The sequence below is a fragment of the Brevibacillus sp. AY1 genome, from assembly GCF_029870785.1.
GTDB classification, from domain to species: Bacteria; Bacillota; Bacilli; order Brevibacillales; family Brevibacillaceae; genus Brevibacillus; species Brevibacillus invocatus.
In genome coordinates this window covers 1-17,185 of sequence record NZ_JAFLPN010000001.1, presented here as the reverse complement: position 1 = coordinate 17,185, position 17,185 = coordinate 1, and the positions used below count along the sequence as shown (strand labels likewise).

Here is a 17,185-nt window from a genome sequence, read left to right as displayed (position 1 = left end):
AACACAAAAGAAGCTGATGGCCAATGCCGTCAGCTTCTTTCTTTCATCATCCAACAAAGTGATAGTTCCCCCAGGGAGATCGCTGCAGGATCTTGTCACCCGCTTCCAGGAACATGCTGCGCTGATGCTGGAGCTTTCCTTCCAGTTGCACCAGCTGTTGAACACCGCGCATATGATAACCCGGCCGATTATTATACAGACCCGTAATCTCGCGAAGCACATTATCCGGATAACGCAGCAGCTGATGAACCATCCAGATTTGCGTGTCACTGAGGTGGTTGATCTTGCTGTAGGCCTCGATTGCTTCCACAAATGATTGAAGTCGATACTCCTGCATCAAGAGCATCCTTGACATGAGCTGAACCAAATCCACGATTTGCAAATCATGTCCGACCGTATCCAGATCAATCAGGTAACAGTTTCCCTTGTTTGTTAAGAGAAAGTTGTGGCTGGCTACGTCACGATGGGCTAATGTTCCTCGCTCCATCGCCATGAACATTTCTGGTGTAAGCGGCAGCTTGTAGGCGTTATGCAAAAGCTCCTGACCTTCACGAATAACATGCTCAGCCATCTGCTGAATAATCTGTTCGATTCTGTTTTGCGGACCGTTCTGATCGATCGTCCAGGTAATGCGCTCAAAGTGCTCCAGCCGACTTTCCCATTTATCGAGCATGGCTGGTGTTCCCTCATATGCGTAGGATCTGTGTGGCACCGGAAAACCTTGCGCGGCGAGGTGGAAGCGAGCAAGCGTCTCTGCTGTTTTCTTGACATCATACAGGGAGGAATTATCAGCTTCCTGTCCGTCGATCATTTTCATAATAGTGAAAAAGCGATCACCATATGGAAATATGGCAGAACCCCCAGTATCCGATACATATTGAACCGTATGGAGGAAACCTTTCTCTCTCAATGCTTGCGCTAATTCTGTTACCCATCGAGCTTTTTCTTGATCCTTGTATCCCTTGATGATCCAGTAGCCCCGGTCCGTTTTGAGCAGATTGACGTTTCGCTTTGGCTTTACCCCCAATACTTGACAGCGAAACGCCTTTTCAAGAGAAGGTATCAGTCCTTTGTTCATAGCCGAATCAACTAATAGGAAGAAGATTCATCATGACCGTCTCCCCAGTTTGGCCATATCACCTGGTCGGACTTGTCGGTGATGGCTGATGTCGGAGAGGACGTCGTCATGCTTGCAGGATGATACTGATACGAACCGCGGCCTTTTCGGGAACGTCTGGATGACTTGCGCTTCCACTCAGGACTGTCAGGGGAACACTCACATGATGAGGATGAAGAATCATAATCGGGTCTTACCTTGCCATGCGGCATACGGTGAGAAGGTGGACAATAAGGCATCATATTTGGCATCATATTTGGCATCATATTTGGCATCATATTTGGCATCACGCTTGGTCCGATTGGGTACATCGGTCTTCTCGAAGAGCCACAAGGCGGGCAGGGTGCCGGACGGTGGTGAGGCATCATCGGCATGAATGGTCTCATCGGCTGCCAGGGCATCATCGGCCGTTGCCAAGGACTCAATTGAGGCGGAGGCATCATGGGCATGAACGGTATCATGGGTTGCAAAGGTGCCATCGGTTGCTGGTATGGACTGAGCAGGTTTGGTGGCCGATTCGGCTGCAGGGGACTCACCTGACTCGGTGGTCGATTCGGCTGCAGGGGACTCACCTGACTCGGTGGCCGATTCGGCTGCAGGGGACTCACCTGACTCGGTGGCCGATTGGGCTGCAGGGGACTCACCTGACTCGGTGGTCGATTCGGCTGCAGGGGACTCACCTGACTCGGTGGCCGATTCGGCTGCAGGGGACTCACCTGACTCGGTGGCCGATTCGGCTGCAGTGGACTCACCTGACTCGGTGGCCGATTCGGCTGCAGTGGGCTCACTTGACCCGGTGACTGATTCGGTTGAATTGGACTGATCTGAGTGGGACGTACTGGTGGCTTGATTGGGCTTAATTTGGTTGGCGGCAGTGTCGGCAGAACTTGTGGACTGACAGTAGGCTTTAGAGTCGGTGCTACTGTAGGACGAATGGTTGGTGCCACTGTAGGTCGAATGTTGGGCTGCATGGTTGGTTGCAGCGGGCGTACTTGCATCGGCGGTACGGGTGGCATCATCGGTTGATTCAAGTTTGGTGTCATGTAGGGCGAGATATTGGGGCGCATTGGTGGAGGCGCCATGGGTCGAGCAGGTGGCGTGATCATTTGTGGAGACAGGGTTGGGACGGGCCGTTCTACTGCCGGACGCTCTACATGAGGAGGGAGAGCAGGCCGCATTTCCATTTCGGACTTGACCTTTGACTTCGGCTTTTCCTCTACTTCTGGCTCGATCTCTTCTTCAATCTCTTCCTCTTCCTCCATCTGGATTTCCTGCTCCGGTTCCGGCTCTACCTCTTCTTCTTCCATCTCAATCGGTCTTCTTTCAATTTCGAAGGGGACTTCCGGCTCTTCTTTTGGTATGGGTCTTTCCTTAACTCGTGTTGATTCACCTGATTGCTGGGGGTTGGTTCTTCTCGGGCGAACAGGAACACCCTTGGCCGGGATTTTTACCCTCGCCCCAGGGTATAGGGTATCGGGAGTTTTAATTTGACTATTCAAGCGTAGTAATTCTTTGAAATCGACGCCGTATCTCTTGGCGATTTTCCACATGGTATCGCCTTTTTGTACTACATGAATTCTCACTGTTTCTCCTCCCTTGCGGAAACTCCCTACCATCGTATGCACACATGGGCGTTTTGCTCCTGATAAGCCTATCTTTGTTGGAGAGCCGGAAAAAGAAAAAACCAACTCATTAGGAGTTGGTCTGATGCAAATAAAAAGGATATGTCCCTAGCTGTCGCACCTGACAGCCGATCGCCTCGATTTCGGCAAAAGCGCCAGGGAGCAAGATTTCATCCATTTTTTGTTCGATATCAATCACAAAGTAATAGCTACCCAGGGCTTTTTTCGTCGGGCGTGATTCGATTCGAGAAAGGTTGATTTTCCGCCAAGCAAAGGCGGCCAGTACCTGATACAGCGCACCTGGAAAATCTTCAGGCAACGTAACCAGAATAGTCGTTTTTTCACGTTCGGACGCAGGCATATCCAGTGGCTCACGACCTACGAGAACAAATCGGGTATAGTTGTTGGAAAAATCCTGAATCTGCTCCTGAGCAAATTGCAACGGGTATAGCTCAACATTCAATCCTGTGCCGATGGCTGCCCACGGCTCATCAGGATGTTCGCTGACTGTTTGTGCTGCTAATGCTGTGCTGTTCACATACTCGATAGACGCCTGCGGCAAATTCTCACGAAGGAAGTTGTGGCTTTGCGCGATCGCTTGAGGATGCGACAAGACGCGTGTAATATCTGACAGCGGCAAGGGATTGTCCCTCTTTGCCACTAACAGATTTTGCGTGATCGGCAGCGCCAGTTCACCCAAAATCGGCAGGTCTACCTCGTGAATCAGCCAATCCATCGTCATATTGACGGTGCCTTCAATCGAATTTTCCATCGGGACGACACCATACTCGACTTCATGGCGGTTAACAGCATTTAAAATCTCAATAATATTAGGGTAAGGCACTGGCTTCAGCGCCTGCCCATTCGCAAAGGCACGTGCAGCTTGTTCCGTAAAAGTGCCGTGAGGTCCGAGAAAGGCAAGTTTCTTCTCCATGACGTTTCTCCTATCCAGTTGAGCTTTTGTCAGCTCTCTATCTAATGGATTTCTACCTGTACGCCATGATCGTCCGGCTCTAACACCATCATTCGGTACGAAATGCCGTGGCCTTTCATTACCCTGTCTACAAACGACTGAAGCTGCTCACGCTCCGAATCCGATGCTGTGAGACATAGAATGGTTGGTCCTGCTCCACTCAAAGCGGCACCCACCGCTCCATTGCGCGTCGCTGCTTCCAGGATTTCCTTCAGGCCGGGCACAAGCTCTGCACGGTATGGCTGATGCAGCCGATCCCCCATCGCTTGTCCCAACAGGTCCAGCCTGCCCTGTGCCAATGCGGCCACCAGCAAGCTGCTATGACCAACATTATATATGACATCCTGCTTGCTGTACACCTGCGGCAAAACGTTCCTTGCCTTTTCTGTCGACAGGGCAAAATCCGGGATGACAACCAAGGCTTTCAGTCCCTCTGGCGGTGCCAGTGTGATATACGGGATTTGTTCGCCTTCTGTCTCTGGCATTGTTGCCACGATGATTCCGCCAAAGAGGGAAGCTCCTACGTTATCGGGATGTCCCTCTTTTTTTACTGCCATCTCAAAAAGCTGATCGCGGGTAAATGGTTCACCAGCCAGGTGATTGGCTGCAACCAACGCACCAACGATCGCAGCCGCACTGCTCCCCAGTCCGCGCGTCAGCGGCGCATCACTGGATGCCCGGATAAACAGTTCCGGCGCAGCAAGCCCGGCCTTTTCAAACAAATCAACGGCGATTTCATACAGCAGGTTGCTTTTGTCTGTAGGCGTTCCCTGCAATTCTTTCCCTACGATCTCAATTTCAGTCTGATCACTCAAACGCATCTCAACAACCGAATACAATTTCAAAGCCATGCCGAGCGCGTCAAATCCAGGCCCCAGATTAGCCGTGCTAGCTGGGATGGTTACGCGTACGAGCTTACTCATGACGACACTTCTTTCTCGTGTTGACGTACAAGGTTCATGACAGCTTCGCGTGTCGCAGGAACTGAACGCGGTTCTTCCCCAACCAGCTTCAACGCGATATTCGGATCCTTCAAGCCGTTTCCGGTCAAGACGCATGCCACCTTCGCGCCCGCTGGAAGCTTGCCTGCCTTGTGCAGTTTGAGAATCCCTGCCAACGATGCAGCAGAAGCAGGCTCACAGAACACGCCTTCACTCTTCGCTAGCAACTGATACGCTTCCAGAATTTCTTCGTCCGTAACGCTATCTACAAGACCATTTGACTCGCTGATTGCGTTTAATGCTCCATCTTTGCTTGCTGGATTACCGATGCGAATGGCAGTAGCGATCGTTTCCGGATTTGGTACTGGCTTTCCATGAACCAAAGGAGCAGCTCCTGCCGCTTGGAATCCGTACATCTTCGGCAGGCTGTTCGCTTTGCCAGCGGCGTGGTATTCCTTGAAGCCTTTCCAGTACGCCGTGATGTTACCTGCGTTTCCAACCGGAATCGCCAGAATGTCCGGAGCGTCACCAAGCGCATCCACGACTTCAAATGCTGCCGTCTTCTGTCCTTCAATCCGGTATGGATTGACAGAGTTGACGAGTGTAATCGGCTCTTCTGCCGTGATATCGCGGACGATATTCAGCGCCTCGTCGAAGTTGCCATCGATGGCAATGACTTCAGCCCCGTAAGCAATCGCTTGGGCCAATTTCCCCAATGCGATGTTGCCACTTGGAATCAGGACGATACAACGCAGGCCACAACGCGCCGCATAGGCTGCTGCTGCTGCCGAGGTATTGCCCGTTGAAGCGCACATAATCGTCGTGCTGCCTTCCTCTACCGCTTTGGCAACAGCCATCACCATGCCGCGGTCTTTAAAGGAGCCTGTCGGGTTCAACCCTTCGTATTTGACATGCAGTTCAATTCCCAATTGTTTGGAGAGATTGGCGGCATGAATGAGAGGTGTAGTTCCCTCATGCAAGGTAACGAGCGGTGTCTTGTCTGTTACTGGGAGAAATTCCCGGTAACGTGCGATGATGCCGGATTGACGGTCTGAACTCATTATTGATCTCCACCTTCCACACGGTAGCAGCTTTTCACTTCCGTGATGATCTCCATTTGTTCCATATCCTTTCTCACGCTGTCCATGTCACTCTTCGAAGAGAGATGTGTAATCATGATGATCTCTGCTTGTGAACCGTTATTGTACGGCTGTTGAATGACCTGCTCCAGGGAGATATTTTTATCAGCCAGCATTTGCGTGATTTTTGCCAGGACTCCACGCTTGTCGGCAACGACGATTCGCAGGAAATACTTGGACAGCTTCTGGCTGTCGTCCTTGAGAATCTTTTCTTTATAGGGAGCGACCATGCCGCGTCCGTTTACACCCAGACTCATGTTTTTCACAACTGTAACGAGGTCAGAGACGACCGCTGTTGCAGTCGGCAGCTCTCCTGCGCCGGGTCCGTAGAACATGGTCTCGCCTACTGCTTCTCCATGTACGTATACGGCATTGAATACGCCGTTGACAGAAGCAAGCGGATGCGATTTGGGTACCATCGTCGGCTGTACGCTTACCTCGACAGCCTCACCGTCGCGACGGGCAAGACCCAAAAGCTTCACTTCATAGCCCAATTGTTTACCATAGGCGATATCTTCCTTGCTCACAGAGCTGATTCCCTTTACATCCACGTCTTCCAGCTTCATGGGAACACGGAAGCCCAGTGTTGCCAGAATTGCCATTTTCCGAGCGGCATCAAAGCCTTCAACATCAGAGGTTGGATTCGCTTCTGCATAACCCAATGCTTGTGCCTCTTTCAGAACATCCGCGTATTCAGCGCCTTCTTGACTCATTTTGGTCAAGATGTAGTTGGTTGTGCCGTTGACGATTCCCATCATTTTCGTGATGCGGTCCGAGGAGAAGCCTTCTACCAGAGCACGCAGGATCGGAATGCCGCCTGCCACGCTGGCTTCATAGAACACGTCACAGCCTTTTTCCTGAGCCTTGCTCAAAATTTCTGCTCCATGCAGCGCCATCAGATCCTTGTTGGCGGTCACTACATGCTTGCCGTGCTCCAGTGCTCCTAAAATGTACTCTTTCGCTGGCGAGATGCCACCGATGACTTCCACAATCACATCTATATCCGGGTTTTCCAGCAACTCTGCCGGATCTGTCGTAAGCATATTCTCCATGGATCTGATGCTCCGTGCTTTTTCAGCATCCTGCACCAAAATTTTCTTGATTTCAATCCCCAGTCCGGTCTGTTTCTGCAAGTCTTCTTGATGAGCGGAAATAATGCGAACGACTCCCGTACCTACTGTACCAAAACCCATCAAGCCTACTCTTACAACACGCTTCTCCATCTCTCTTCCTCCTATCCAGATCTACCCTCGTCCGACGATCATGGCTTTTCGAACACCAGGTATTTGTTGTAGCCCATCCAAAAACTCCGTGCTGGATACTCGCATATGCGCCATATCGACGGACATGGAGACAGCGGCGATTCCCTGAAGCGGAATCGTTTGATTGATCGTAAGGACGTTTCCCCCTTGATCCGCAACGTACGTCAGGACCTTGGACAAGTACCCCGACATGTGATCCAGCGAAAAGGTAATCGTCATGATCTTTTCGCTCATCATGGCATTGAAAGGAAAAATGCCGTCCTTGTACTTGTAAAAGGCACTCCGACTAAGCCCAACGCGATCCACTGCCTCATTTACTGTATCCACTTCACCGGATTCCAGCATTTTTTTGGCTTCAATCGTCTTGGTTATCGACTCGGGCAGAATGTCAGATCGAATCAAATAAAACTTTTCTTCCCGTTTCACTCGTTGTGTCCTCCTGAGAAAAACAGTTGTTTCTTCATAGAGGACATTATAACGGATCGTCTCCCTTGTGACAATCCTTACAGCTACATTTTTTCATGTTGGGCTAATTCGGTTCACTCTTGCTTACATGACAGCTGGTGCGTACGAGCACAATAGAAAACGAATCGTTCGTTAGGAGGTGAGAAAGAAATGGCAGGACGTGGAAAATCCGACAAGTCTGAGCGCCGGAATAATCATCCCGCTGCAAAACCGAGCAGTCTGGATCAATTCGGGGATGAGATGAAAGGCAAAAAAATGGCTCAGTCGCCAAATGTCGTGGAAGATCCAAGCGGCAATGGATAGTGGGCAGACTGCTTACAGAAAACCCGGGATCATTCTCCCGGGTTTTCCGTTATCGTATCGAATTAGTAAGCTACAGCGAAAAGACCGTTGATATGAGCAAGATAGCGAACGTTACTCGCTTCTTTCATCAACAAAGCCGGTGTGCCCTTCAGCTTGATTTGGCTCGCACCGATGGTTCCGATCGCATCTTTGCGCCCCAAGCTACCGAGGGTACCCGAGAATACAGGAGAGAAGCTGTTCATCTTGGAGCCTTTGAAGTGAGCGAAGAGATTGTGTCCAACCACTTCACCCATTTGCCATGCCAGCTGAGCGGTTGGCGGGAACGGACGTCCCTCAGGTCCCATGACAACCGCGCTGTCACCAGCCAGGAATACTTCCGGATGGGATGTAGATTGAAGGAATTCTGTCACAGTAGCACGACCGCGATTCACTTCCAAACCGCTGTTGGCCACTACGGAGTTTCCTTGAACGCCACCTGTCCACACCATGGTTGTGGTTTCGATGCTACTGCCGTCTTTCAGGAAAACAGTCGTTTCCTTCATCTCTGTAACCGCTACGCCAGTCAGGAATTGAACACCGCGTTTCTCCAAACTTGTCTTCGCGCGTTCAACCAGCTCCGGAGCAAATCCAGCCAGGATGGAAGGACCAGCTTCTACACAGTAGAGGCTGATGTCGCTAAATTCAACGCCATTTTTTTCGCACAGACCTGGGAGCATGTCCGCAAATTCACCAACAAGCTCAATTCCAGTCAATCCGCCGCCACCGACAACAAAGGTAGCGTCCGCTTTGTTTTTGCTTTGGCTGTAAGCCACGATGCGCTCTTCCACATGGGCGCGCAGTTTGTTTGCTTCATCAACCGATTTGAGAGTAAAGCTGTATTCTTGCAGACCAGGAATTCCGAAGAATGCTGTCTCGCTACCAAGTGCGACAACCAGTGCATCGTATTTGAGGGACTCGCCGCCGGCCAACGTCACGCGGGAGTTGTCCAGGACAATATTTTCTACGTTATCCACGATCAGATTGATATCTTTGCCGCGGAGCAGCTTTTCCAAAGGCAGGGCTACTGCTTTCTCAGACAGGTTGCCTGCTGCCAAGCGATGCAATTCCGTAATGATTTGGTGGGATGGAAAACGGTTTACCACCGTAATCGTTGCTTCTTCAGCCGTCATATATTTACGTGCGGTCAATGCGCTGAGCAAACCGCCATAACCGCCGCCTAAAATTACTATATGCTTCGCCATTGCTCAATCCTCCGTCCGTCTGTCGGTCGTAATGTGGTTACGTACTACTTTTGTTGTTGCTGCTGTTGGCGCTCTGCCGAGATTTCCAAAAATGCTTGTGCAAAACGCAACGTTTTTTGCACTTGCGGATCTTTCAGCATTTTCAGCAAACCAAACAGCCCTACTGTAGTCGTCTCTACCTGGGAACGGTCATTTGCTTCGATTGCTGCTTGCGCAATACCTTTTGCCTTGTCTTGAATCGGTTTGACGAACTCTTCCATGCCGCCCTTCAAATCGTCGATCAGGACGCGGTCATTTGCAACCGTTTGCACCAGATCATACGTTTTGGTCAGGACTGTCGTCATTTCCGCCAGCTTGGGCAAGTTTTCTACCAAAACGGTCAGTGATTGTTGGATTTCCGGCTTCATCAATTGGTCAAGCACATCTGTTTGCTGAGGCGTCATCGTAGCCGTGCTGGCTACTTCTGCAGCAGCTTGTTGAGTGGTTTGAGACATAGGAAAACGTCCTCCTTTGCGTTGGAATAGAGGTTGATTTCTCGAGATGCCTGTTCACGTGAGCGCAAGCCGACATTCTCCCATTATTCGTTGCAGCTTATTTTCTGTGAAAAACGTCCCCTCTGATCGGGGGATTGAAGCATCTCGACGTTTTTCAAGTGGATTTGAACGCAAGCAGTCAAACAATTTGTCCCCCGAAGAAAGGGGGAAACGGTCATGACCGTTTTGTTCTTTTTTTCACAAAGGTGCACATAAAAAACGGGTCAGGCTCGATTTTTAACTCTCTATGCCTATACTATATACCTTATTCACCAGAACTTCAAAGGGAAAAACCGCTCCATTAAGAGGAAGCGGTCTCCAAGAGCTTTTTATAGTAATTTTTGATGAGCAAATGATTATTCTCATGGATGTCAGTAAAAATCATTTCTACGACAGCCTGAGAATCAGAGAAGCTCTTTTCTACGACCTTCGCCATGCCCACAACCTCTTGCTTGGTGTGCGGGACTGTGAAGGAAAGATTGATAAAATCTCCCTTGGCTATGTAACCATCTGTCCCCATGATGAGCCGGGTCGGAGAGAATTTCAGGAGGACACCCTCCCCTTTTTCCTCAGACGGTCTGGCACCCATGACCTTGTAAGGGACCTGAATAATATAATCAGGGGCAATCGGGTCTTGCTTGGCCTTGGCTGTCACTTCCACACTAACGCTAAGCGGGATCATGCCGAGAAGGACGATCGGCCATACGATCTGCTCCTGCACGACCTCAAAGTCAACGGTTTGAACGCTCGCTTCTGTTTCCCAGCGAACTCTCACATGCGAACCAAGCAGCTGCAGATTCTCTTTTTCATTGGACTCACAGGAGACGACGAGGTAGCCGGCTTTGACATGTTCCACCATGATCGGAATCGGTGACTTTACCTGTTTGGAGACGAGCATCTGCAAAACGCCGCCGCGCTGGAGTCGTTTATCTGTCAAAAAAGGATGTAAGGATGGAACATCTGCCATAGTCACGCTCACTCCACAAAATCAAACTCTAGTTTCCCGATGCGGACCGTGTCCCCATCTTTTGCTCCCTGTTTTCGCAACGCATTGTCTACACCCATGCTGCGCATGATCTTCGCGAATCGTTGTGCTGCGTCGTAGCTGTTCAGGTTTGTCATGCGTACCAGCTTTTCAATCTTCTCACCGCTGACGACAAAGACTTCATTTTCCCTGCTGATTTCAAACGCGTCCGGTTCTTTTTCAGCCCGGAATACCACACGCTCTTCGACCTCAACGACTTCCTCCACAGCCGGTTTTTCTGGCATGGTCGCCAGCATATCACCGATTGCGTACATCAATTCCTGCACACCTTGTCTGGTAGCGGCTGAAATCTCGAAGACCTGAACATCGGGAAGCTGCTCCTTGAAGCGCTTCAGATTTTCCCGTGCTTCCGGGACGTCCATCTTGTTTGCAACAACAATTTGCGGGCGGTCTTCCAGCTTCAGGTTGTACAGCTTGAGTTCACGGTTGATCTGCAAGTAATCCTCGTAAGGATCGCGTCCATCCACGCCTGCCATGTCGATAACATGCACAATCAGGCGCGTACGCTCTACGTGGCGCAGGAATTGATGCCCCAATCCGACTCCCTCATGAGCACCTTCAATCAAACCCGGCAGGTCTGCCATGACAAAGCTTTGCTCACCCAAGTCCACGACTCCGAGATTGGGGGTCAGGGTGGTAAAATGGTATGCAGCTATCTTCGGCTTGGCTGCCGTTACACTGGAGAGAAGGGTTGATTTCCCCACACTTGGGTATCCGACCAGCCCGACGTCTGCAATCAGCTTCAGTTCCATTCTGATATAGCGTTCCTGTCCTGGTTCACCATTTTCCGAGATGTGTGGAGCCGGATTGGATGGATTGACAAAGCGCGTGTTTCCACGACCACCACGACCGCCTTTAGAAATGACTGCACGCTGTCCATGTTCAATCAGATCGGCAATCACTTCTTGGGTATCGTCGTCAATCACGGTCGTTCCAGGCGGTACACGCACCAGCAAATCTTCCGCACCGGCTCCGTGCTGATTCTTGTTACGACCATGCTCTCCTCGCGGTGCCTTGAAGTGCTTCTGGTAACGAAAATCAACCAGAGTGCGCAGCCCTTCGTCCACGACAAACACAACATCCCCGCCGCGTCCACCATCACCACCAGCTGGACCACCTAGTGGTACGTACTTCTCTCGGCGAAAGGAGACGGCTCCGTTTCCACCGTCCCCTCCTTTTACATAAATCTTGACTTGATCGACAAACATGGTGTCACCTCTTTCGTTTACGAGAATGGAACAATCAATTCCAAGATCCATTCTTCTTCCGTATGTATCCACTCGGTGACTTCCACCGCACTTTGTTCGCTTTTACGTACCAGTTTTTCCAGTTCGTCCAATCCGGATACAGTCAATTCACCGGCCAGATCAAATCGAAAATGAACGCCAGACTCACCCGTAAACAGACTAACCTGCATACTCGCTGGCTCGTATCCATCCTGGGCTACATGTTCGTTCACAGTGCATAATATCTCTGACACCATCTGAAACAAGGACTGCTCGTCCAGCACAATGTGCGATAGATTCACCTTTTCACACACATCTACATCTAACAGCATTTCCTTGTTCAGCGCATTAAATGTCAAGAAGAAGACGGACAACAGAGAGTTACCCAGACGGGCAATCATGCTTTCTTGCATCGCCATCTCCGCGATGCGTTTCAAATGTGCTTCTCCCTGTTCAGTACGGTTCAAATGCAAATAGCCGAGCAGAACCTGAACGTGGTTCAACCAGTCGTGTCGCTGCCTATTCAGTACTGTCAGCAGTTCGTCAGTCTGTTGCGTGATCAGTCGCCGCTCGTCACCCATTACATTCACCCAAGTCGATAAGAATTTAATCTGTTCCTTATTGTACCACAAAAGGAAGCAGGCAAAAAGAAAACCCAGCAACTATGCCGGGTTTTTTCTCTGTATCAAATTATGCTTCGGAAGCTACTGGCTCGATCACAACTTGTTTGCGATCACGGCCCAGACGTTTGAAGCGAACAACACCGTCAGCTACTGCGAACAATGTGTCGTCTCCACCCTTCATCACGTTAGCTCCAGGATAAATCTTCGTACCGCGTTGACGAACGAGGATGTTACCTGCTTTCACGAATTGACCATCGCCACGCTTCACACCGAGGCGTTTTGCAATGGAATCGCGACCGTTCTTTGTGGAACCTACCCCTTTTTTCGACGCGAAAAACTGTAGGTCTACAGGAAAACGAAAGTTCATGTCAGACACCTCCTTGCCATTTTGGATCTTGAATGGAAACATATCGTCCGTTCGTTTCAGCAATCATAAACAAAGAGACTACCATGCTCTCAGCTAAAAGCTGCTGCTTCTCGCTTACAAGCGGGTCTTGATGACACCCAACCTTCCAGTTGATGAATCCGCCTTCTTTATCTGCAAACTGAACATCCGGATTTGAGCCGAGCAACAGATCTACTGAATTAATCAATCCGAGGCTAATCGCAGAAACCGCGGCACAGACGATATCTGAGCCATGTTTTCCCGCATTAGCATGTCCAGAAATCGTAATTTCTTCGATCCCGTTTTGCTCGTTTCGCTTTACATTTACGGTTACCATCTCATTTACCAAAGATTAAGCGTTGATCTTTTCGATCACAACTTTGGTGAACGGTTGACGATGACCTTGCTTGCGACGGTAGTTTTTCTTGGACTTGTATTTATACACGATGATTTTGCGCTCTTTACCGTGTTTTTCTACTTTGCCTGTAACAGTTGCTCCTGCTACTGTAGGAGTACCTGCTGTTACTTTACCGTCTTTGCTTACGAAGAGAACCTTGTCAAAAGTAACGGCTTCTCCTTCGTTGTCAGCCAATTTCTCGATGAAGAGAACGGAACCCTCTTCAACTTTGTATTGCTTTCCACCGGTTTCGATAATTGCGTACACTGTGTGCACCTCCTATACTCAGACTCGCCTATACAGGTGCGCCGCGAACGACGTCTTGTCTACCTGCTTCGTGCGGTTACAGTATGCACGAGGCATATCTGTATGACAACCAATAGATTATCACAGTGGCATTCATCCAGTCAAGTGATTTGCGTCTGTCTGCGGTAGAGACGCTCCGCTTCCTGCTTGTCCCCAGCGTACAGGATTCGGTATTCATCGACGCACAGGGTAGATCTGTGCAGTTTGAACAGCTGGACGGGCCACTGTTTTCTTCCTGCGTTCGGATCGATATGATGATACAGTCGGGTCGGCAGCTCCACCAGTATGGCCGCTGCATCCTGAACCCTGGACAGCGCAGTCACCTCATCCCACAGCCGCTGCTCCATCTCTTCGCTCGACCAGACACTGCCACGGCCGCCGCAGGTCTCGCACGTAATAGATACGCGTTCTGCCAGACTCGGACGAACTCTTTTGCGCGTCATTTCGACCAGTCCAAGCGCCGTCATGCCCAGAACCGATGAAGGTACAGGGTCTTGGGAAAGAGCACGCTTCAGGGTCGTGAGCAGCCGCTCTTTGTTCGCCGGCTCCTTCATATCGATAAAATCAATGACGATAATCCCGCCAATCTCGCGCAGCCGGAGCTGGATCGCGATCTGTCTGGCTGCCTCTAGATTGATTTGCGTGACAGCCTGCTCTCGCTGCTGTCCTCCTTTTCCCGTGAAGGAGCCTGTGTTTACGTCAATCACTGTCATCGCTTCCGTCTTGTCAAAGACCAAAAATCCACCGCTAGGCAAAGCTACTTGCCTTTGCAAGGCCTGCTGTACCTGCGCTTCGATGCCAAGTCGACTAATCAACGGTTCTTTCTCCTGGTACCAGCGAAGTTTGCTCTGCCACTCTGGCTCCCATACACCGAGCAGCTCTTTTACCTGCTGATAGGTGGCGGCATGCTCCACCCAGATCTCTTCCATTTCACTCGAAAAATGCTCGCGCAATGCTGTCTCCAGCCACTCCGAATCGAGACTGATCTGACCGACTCGTGCCTGTTCATGCGCACGTCCAGCGATCTGCTGCCAACGCCTGCGCAGATATGCCAGCTCCTTCGCCAGACTGTGCTCGTCTGCATCGACCGCCTCTGTTCGAACAACCAAGCCTTCTGTATCGGTCAACAAAGGACGAAGAACGTCCTGCAGCTGCTGCCTGACGGACGCATTTGCGATCTTGCGGGAGACCGAAATTTCCTTTTCAAAAGGGAGAAACACCAGGTACCTTCCCTGAAGACTGATTTTTGTCGTCACTTTAGGTGCCTTCCATTCGCTGCCTTCCTTGATGATTTGCACCAAGAGCTTTTCTCCCTCGCGCACCTTTTCCTGGATCAAGGATTTTTCGTTCGGCAAGGCATCATCTACATACAGGTACGCGTTGCGATCAAGACCAATATCTATAAAAGCTGACTGGATACCAGGGCGCACATCACTGACGCGACCGAGAAAAATTTCGCCTGCCCATCCTTCTGCTGCCTCTGTGTTTGCCTGTGTGCGCCACTCCAGCAATCGCCCATCTTCCAAAAGCGCCACCCGCAATTGTTCGGCACTACCGCTTATCGCCAACTGCCGCATTTCTGCCACTCCCCACATGTATTCCGTTCACGCACGTCCAAAAAGCCGGACTCATAGGAAGTAATGCTATCACAGGCTGGGGGAAAAGAAAAGAAATGCCCGTCCACCTAGACGAGCTGACCTACTGATGTATCATGTTTTTGCTCAAAGAGCAGCGCGTGCAGGAGTTGTTCCTCTCCCAGCAGCCCCGTTCCTTGGACGTAAAACAGATGGGCAGACCCCCTGCGCAACTTGTGTGACACCTCCAAAACCGTTTCATCGGGTCTGACACTTAAAGCCTGAACGGCATATTCCTCTGCCGGCTGACGCACGTACTTTTCCATCAGAAACCGGAAGAACTGATAGGGGAAACGCAAGAATGCCTGGATATTGACTGCCAGCAAATAGCTTCCGATCACCAACAGATTGATCTTCATATCGATGATCGATAGCCCGAGCATGATTCCAGCCAGCAATGTACTCCCCAATATGGAAAGAATCGCTGCCCTGCGGTACGGCATCAGCCAACAGAGCAGAGCCTGGAGGATACGCCCGCCGTCCAAAGGCCATATCGGCAATAGGTTGAATGCGGCGATGGTGGCATTGCTTACGAGAAAAAACTGTGCCCAACCCTCCGTCCAGATTCCAGCAAACCAAAACAAATACGAGAGGGCCATCATGACGACATTTAAAAAAGGACCAGCCAATGCGATCACGATTTCGTCCAGCGGATCTGTGGCATAGGCATCTTCCATCGTCGCAACTCCTCCGAATGGAAGCAGTTGAACCTCTGTTACTTTCCAGCCAAGCTCTTTTGCCATCGCTACATGACCGAATTCATGAATCAACACGATCACAAACAGGGTGAACACCTCGAGAAAATGACCAGTCGCGACAGAAAGCCCGATCACTACCCAGAACAGCAGATGGATGCGAAATCGAAAGCCGAACCATCCCCCCTTACTCAAAGGGGATCACATCCAGCGGATTGACAAATTCTTCATGAATCGCATAGCCCAGGTAGAGATGGCGAGACATATTGTTCACTGAACGGGCTGTTCCGACCACCTGCCCTGGCTGCAATACCTCGTCTTTCGTTACCCGGACACCATCCAGATTGCCAAACCACACTTCCCGTCCTTGCGTCAGGCGGACGACCACCGTTGTGCCATACCCCGGTTTTTCCCCTACAAACGCCACCCAGCCTGTTTCCCCAATCGTGACTTGATCGGAAATACCGGTGGTTAGCACGACCTTGGCACTCTCCGGTTCATATGATTTTGCTACCTTCCAATGTGCAGGCAGCTTCCAGACAGGTGCACTTCCTTCCGTACTCGCAGGCACTGCCGTTGTCTGTCCAGGTAGAGCAGGCAAGATGGTCGGAATCGAACCAAATTTGGCTTCATACCAGTCCGCTACCCCAGCAAAATTAAAATCACGCGTCATCACTTCACGTGCCGAATCCTTCCAGGCTAGCGGAATCAAGGTCGTCTGAAAGACAACATAGGCCATCCCTACCAAAAACAGGGACGCGAGAATTTGAATTCCCCATTTTTCGTTGACGGGACGCTGTTCATTCATCCGGTCTCGTCCCGAAAACGAAAACAGTTCCTCCTGCGTATCGATAGGATCTTTCCAATCATCTACAAAGGGTGCATAGCTATCACGAGGCTGCGTACGGATGCGCTCCATTCTTTCTCTGCGCCTCTCTTTAACTCGATCCACTTCATTAAACAAACGAATCCCCTCCGTAGACGTGCCATTTGTACCATCCTATGACTTGTCTACTCGCTTTATACGTAGCGACTGGGCAATCCGACAAGCTCTATCGAAGGCAATTCTTACACAATAAAAATACCTCTACCGAGGCCTATTCAAGGAGGAGCGAACACGTTTTAGCGGAAGGTTTCATGGGTTCCAGAAAGTTTAAGCATGGACGCTTTTGCACGGTGAGGCAATTAAACTTTCTTACACAATTAAGAAAACCCAGAGCGAAGCTCTGGGCCTTTTTGCGTTAGAGGATATCCGAAAGTTTGTACTCGTATCCATGC

General features: G+C 50.5%; 19 protein-coding genes and 1 other annotated feature. Of the genes, 1 reads left to right on the top strand and 18 read right to left on the bottom strand.

What is annotated here, in order from left to right:
- Positions 1-46 precede the first annotated feature (46 nt).
- The 7 genes from JZI27_RS00095 to JZI27_RS00065 form a co-directional block, all read right to left on the bottom strand.
- Positions 47-1,078 carry a phosphotransferase gene (locus JZI27_RS00095; protein WP_251244183.1) on the bottom strand — a complete coding sequence of 344 codons (1,032 nt, stop codon included), beginning with the start codon at positions 1,076-1,078 and terminating at the stop codon, positions 47-49.
- 11 nt (positions 1,079-1,089) lie between these two features.
- Positions 1,090-2,700, bottom strand: coding sequence for a SafA/ExsA family spore coat assembly protein (gene safA, locus JZI27_RS00090; protein WP_251244184.1), 1,611 nt, complete (start codon positions 2,698-2,700; stop codon positions 1,090-1,092).
- A gap of 109 nt (positions 2,701-2,809) precedes the next feature.
- The gene (pheA, locus tag JZI27_RS00085; protein WP_122907331.1) at positions 2,810-3,673 is read right to left on the bottom strand and encodes a prephenate dehydratase; all 864 of its coding nucleotides are present in this window, start codon (positions 3,671-3,673) and stop codon (positions 2,810-2,812) included.
- A gap of 41 nt (positions 3,674-3,714) precedes the next feature.
- Positions 3,715-4,635: a homoserine kinase gene (gene thrB / locus JZI27_RS00080; protein WP_251244185.1), complete on the bottom strand. Its 921-nt coding sequence runs from the start codon at positions 4,633-4,635 to the stop codon at positions 3,715-3,717.
- A complete protein-coding gene (thrC, locus tag JZI27_RS00075; RefSeq protein ID WP_251244186.1) occupies positions 4,632-5,714 on the bottom strand; it encodes a threonine synthase in 1,083 nt (360 codons plus the stop codon). The genes thrB and thrC overlap by 4 nt, the downstream gene beginning before the upstream one ends.
- Complete coding sequence (locus tag JZI27_RS00070; protein WP_122907334.1) at positions 5,714-7,015, bottom strand: homoserine dehydrogenase; 1,302 nt, start codon at positions 7,013-7,015, stop codon at positions 5,714-5,716. The genes thrC and JZI27_RS00070 overlap by 1 nt, the downstream gene beginning before the upstream one ends.
- 21 nt (positions 7,016-7,036) lie before the next feature.
- A complete protein-coding gene (locus JZI27_RS00065; protein WP_122907335.1) occupies positions 7,037-7,480 on the bottom strand; it encodes an ACT domain-containing protein in 444 nt (147 codons plus the stop codon).
- Positions 7,481-7,669: 189 nt separating this feature from the next.
- Here JZI27_RS00065 and JZI27_RS00060 point away from each other — a divergent pair, with 189 nt between their 5' ends.
- On the top strand, positions 7,670-7,822 hold the full coding sequence (locus JZI27_RS00060) for a hypothetical protein (protein ID WP_183184749.1): 153 nt from the start codon (positions 7,670-7,672) through the stop codon (positions 7,820-7,822).
- Positions 7,823-7,884: 62 nt separating this feature from the next.
- Here JZI27_RS00060 and JZI27_RS00055 read toward each other — a convergent pair whose 3' ends face one another.
- The 11 genes from JZI27_RS00055 to JZI27_RS00005 form a co-directional block, all read right to left on the bottom strand.
- Positions 7,885-9,063, bottom strand: coding sequence for an NAD(P)/FAD-dependent oxidoreductase (locus JZI27_RS00055; protein WP_280206153.1), 1,179 nt, complete (start codon positions 9,061-9,063; stop codon positions 7,885-7,887).
- Positions 9,064-9,107: 44 nt separating this feature from the next.
- The gene (locus JZI27_RS00050) at positions 9,108-9,557 is read right to left on the bottom strand and encodes a helical membrane plugin domain-containing protein (RefSeq protein ID WP_122907337.1); all 450 of its coding nucleotides are present in this window, start codon (positions 9,555-9,557) and stop codon (positions 9,108-9,110) included.
- 340 nt (positions 9,558-9,897) lie between these two features.
- Complete coding sequence (locus JZI27_RS00045; protein ID WP_280206152.1) at positions 9,898-10,563, bottom strand: PilZ domain-containing protein; 666 nt, start codon at positions 10,561-10,563, stop codon at positions 9,898-9,900.
- 8 nt (positions 10,564-10,571) lie between these two features.
- Positions 10,572-11,849, bottom strand: coding sequence for a GTPase ObgE (gene obgE / locus JZI27_RS00040; protein ID WP_280206151.1), 1,278 nt, complete (start codon positions 11,847-11,849; stop codon positions 10,572-10,574).
- Between the two features lie 17 nt (positions 11,850-11,866).
- Positions 11,867-12,448, bottom strand: coding sequence for a Spo0B C-terminal domain-containing protein (locus tag JZI27_RS00035; RefSeq protein ID WP_280206150.1), 582 nt, complete (start codon positions 12,446-12,448; stop codon positions 11,867-11,869).
- 109 nt (positions 12,449-12,557) lie between these two features.
- Positions 12,558-12,857, bottom strand: coding sequence for a 50S ribosomal protein L27 (gene rpmA / locus JZI27_RS00030; RefSeq protein ID WP_122907341.1), 300 nt, complete (start codon positions 12,855-12,857; stop codon positions 12,558-12,560).
- 1 nt (position 12,858) lies between these two features.
- Complete coding sequence (locus tag JZI27_RS00025; RefSeq protein WP_122907342.1) at positions 12,859-13,212, bottom strand: ribosomal-processing cysteine protease Prp; 354 nt, start codon at positions 13,210-13,212, stop codon at positions 12,859-12,861.
- Between the two features lie 15 nt (positions 13,213-13,227).
- Complete coding sequence (gene rplU, locus JZI27_RS00020) at positions 13,228-13,539, bottom strand: 50S ribosomal protein L21 (RefSeq protein WP_122907343.1); 312 nt, start codon at positions 13,537-13,539, stop codon at positions 13,228-13,230.
- Between the two features lie 10 nt (positions 13,540-13,549).
- Positions 13,550-13,627: a sequence feature (ribosomal protein L21 leader region), on the bottom strand.
- Between the two features lie 52 nt (positions 13,628-13,679).
- Positions 13,680-15,155 (bottom strand): Rne/Rng family ribonuclease, encoded by a 1,476-nt coding sequence (locus JZI27_RS00015; protein WP_280206149.1) that lies wholly within the window; start codon positions 15,153-15,155, stop codon positions 13,680-13,682.
- 107 nt (positions 15,156-15,262) lie between these two features.
- Positions 15,263-16,102, bottom strand: a complete 840-nt coding sequence (locus JZI27_RS00010; RefSeq protein WP_280206148.1) for a M50 family metallopeptidase — start codon at positions 16,100-16,102, stop codon at positions 15,263-15,265.
- Positions 16,095-16,871, bottom strand: coding sequence for a peptidoglycan DD-metalloendopeptidase family protein (locus tag JZI27_RS00005; protein WP_280206147.1), 777 nt, complete (start codon positions 16,869-16,871; stop codon positions 16,095-16,097). Before JZI27_RS00005 ends, JZI27_RS00010 begins: the two co-directional genes overlap by 8 nt.
- Positions 16,872-17,185: the final 314 nt, after the last annotated feature.

Excerpts from the sequence above, each read along its gene's own strand:
- JZI27_RS00095 (WP_251244183.1), bottom strand. The coding sequence starts at position 1,078 with ATGAACAAAGGACTGATACCTTCTCTTGAAAAGGCGTTTCGCTGTCAA.
- pheA (WP_122907331.1), bottom strand. The coding sequence starts at position 3,673 with ATGGAGAAGAAACTTGCCTTTCTCGGACCTCACGGCACTTTTACGGAA.
- thrB (WP_251244185.1), bottom strand. The coding sequence starts at position 4,635 with ATGAGTAAGCTCGTACGCGTAACCATCCCAGCTAGCACGGCTAATCTG.
- thrC (WP_251244186.1), bottom strand. The coding sequence starts at position 5,714 with ATGAGTTCAGACCGTCAATCCGGCATCATCGCACGTTACCGGGAATTT.
- JZI27_RS00070 (WP_122907334.1), bottom strand. The coding sequence starts at position 7,015 with ATGGAGAAGCGTGTTGTAAGAGTAGGCTTGATGGGTTTTGGTACAGTA.
- JZI27_RS00060 (WP_183184749.1), top strand. The coding sequence starts at position 7,670 with ATGGCAGGACGTGGAAAATCCGACAAGTCTGAGCGCCGGAATAATCAT.
- JZI27_RS00055 (WP_280206153.1), bottom strand. The coding sequence starts at position 9,063 with ATGGCGAAGCATATAGTAATTTTAGGCGGCGGTTATGGCGGTTTGCTC.
- JZI27_RS00050 (WP_122907337.1), bottom strand. The coding sequence starts at position 9,557 with ATGTCTCAAACCACTCAACAAGCTGCTGCAGAAGTAGCCAGCACGGCT.
- JZI27_RS00045 (WP_280206152.1), bottom strand. The coding sequence starts at position 10,563 with ATGGCAGATGTTCCATCCTTACATCCTTTTTTGACAGATAAACGACTC.
- obgE (WP_280206151.1), bottom strand. The coding sequence starts at position 11,849 with ATGTTTGTCGATCAAGTCAAGATTTATGTAAAAGGAGGGGACGGTGGA.
- JZI27_RS00035 (WP_280206150.1), bottom strand. The coding sequence starts at position 12,448 with ATGGGTGACGAGCGGCGACTGATCACGCAACAGACTGACGAACTGCTG.
- rpmA (WP_122907341.1), bottom strand. The coding sequence starts at position 12,857 with ATGAACTTTCGTTTTCCTGTAGACCTACAGTTTTTCGCGTCGAAAAAA.
- JZI27_RS00025 (WP_122907342.1), bottom strand. The coding sequence starts at position 13,212 with ATGGTAACCGTAAATGTAAAGCGAAACGAGCAAAACGGGATCGAAGAA.
- JZI27_RS00015 (WP_280206149.1), bottom strand. The coding sequence starts at position 15,155 with ATGCGGCAGTTGGCGATAAGCGGTAGTGCCGAACAATTGCGGGTGGCG.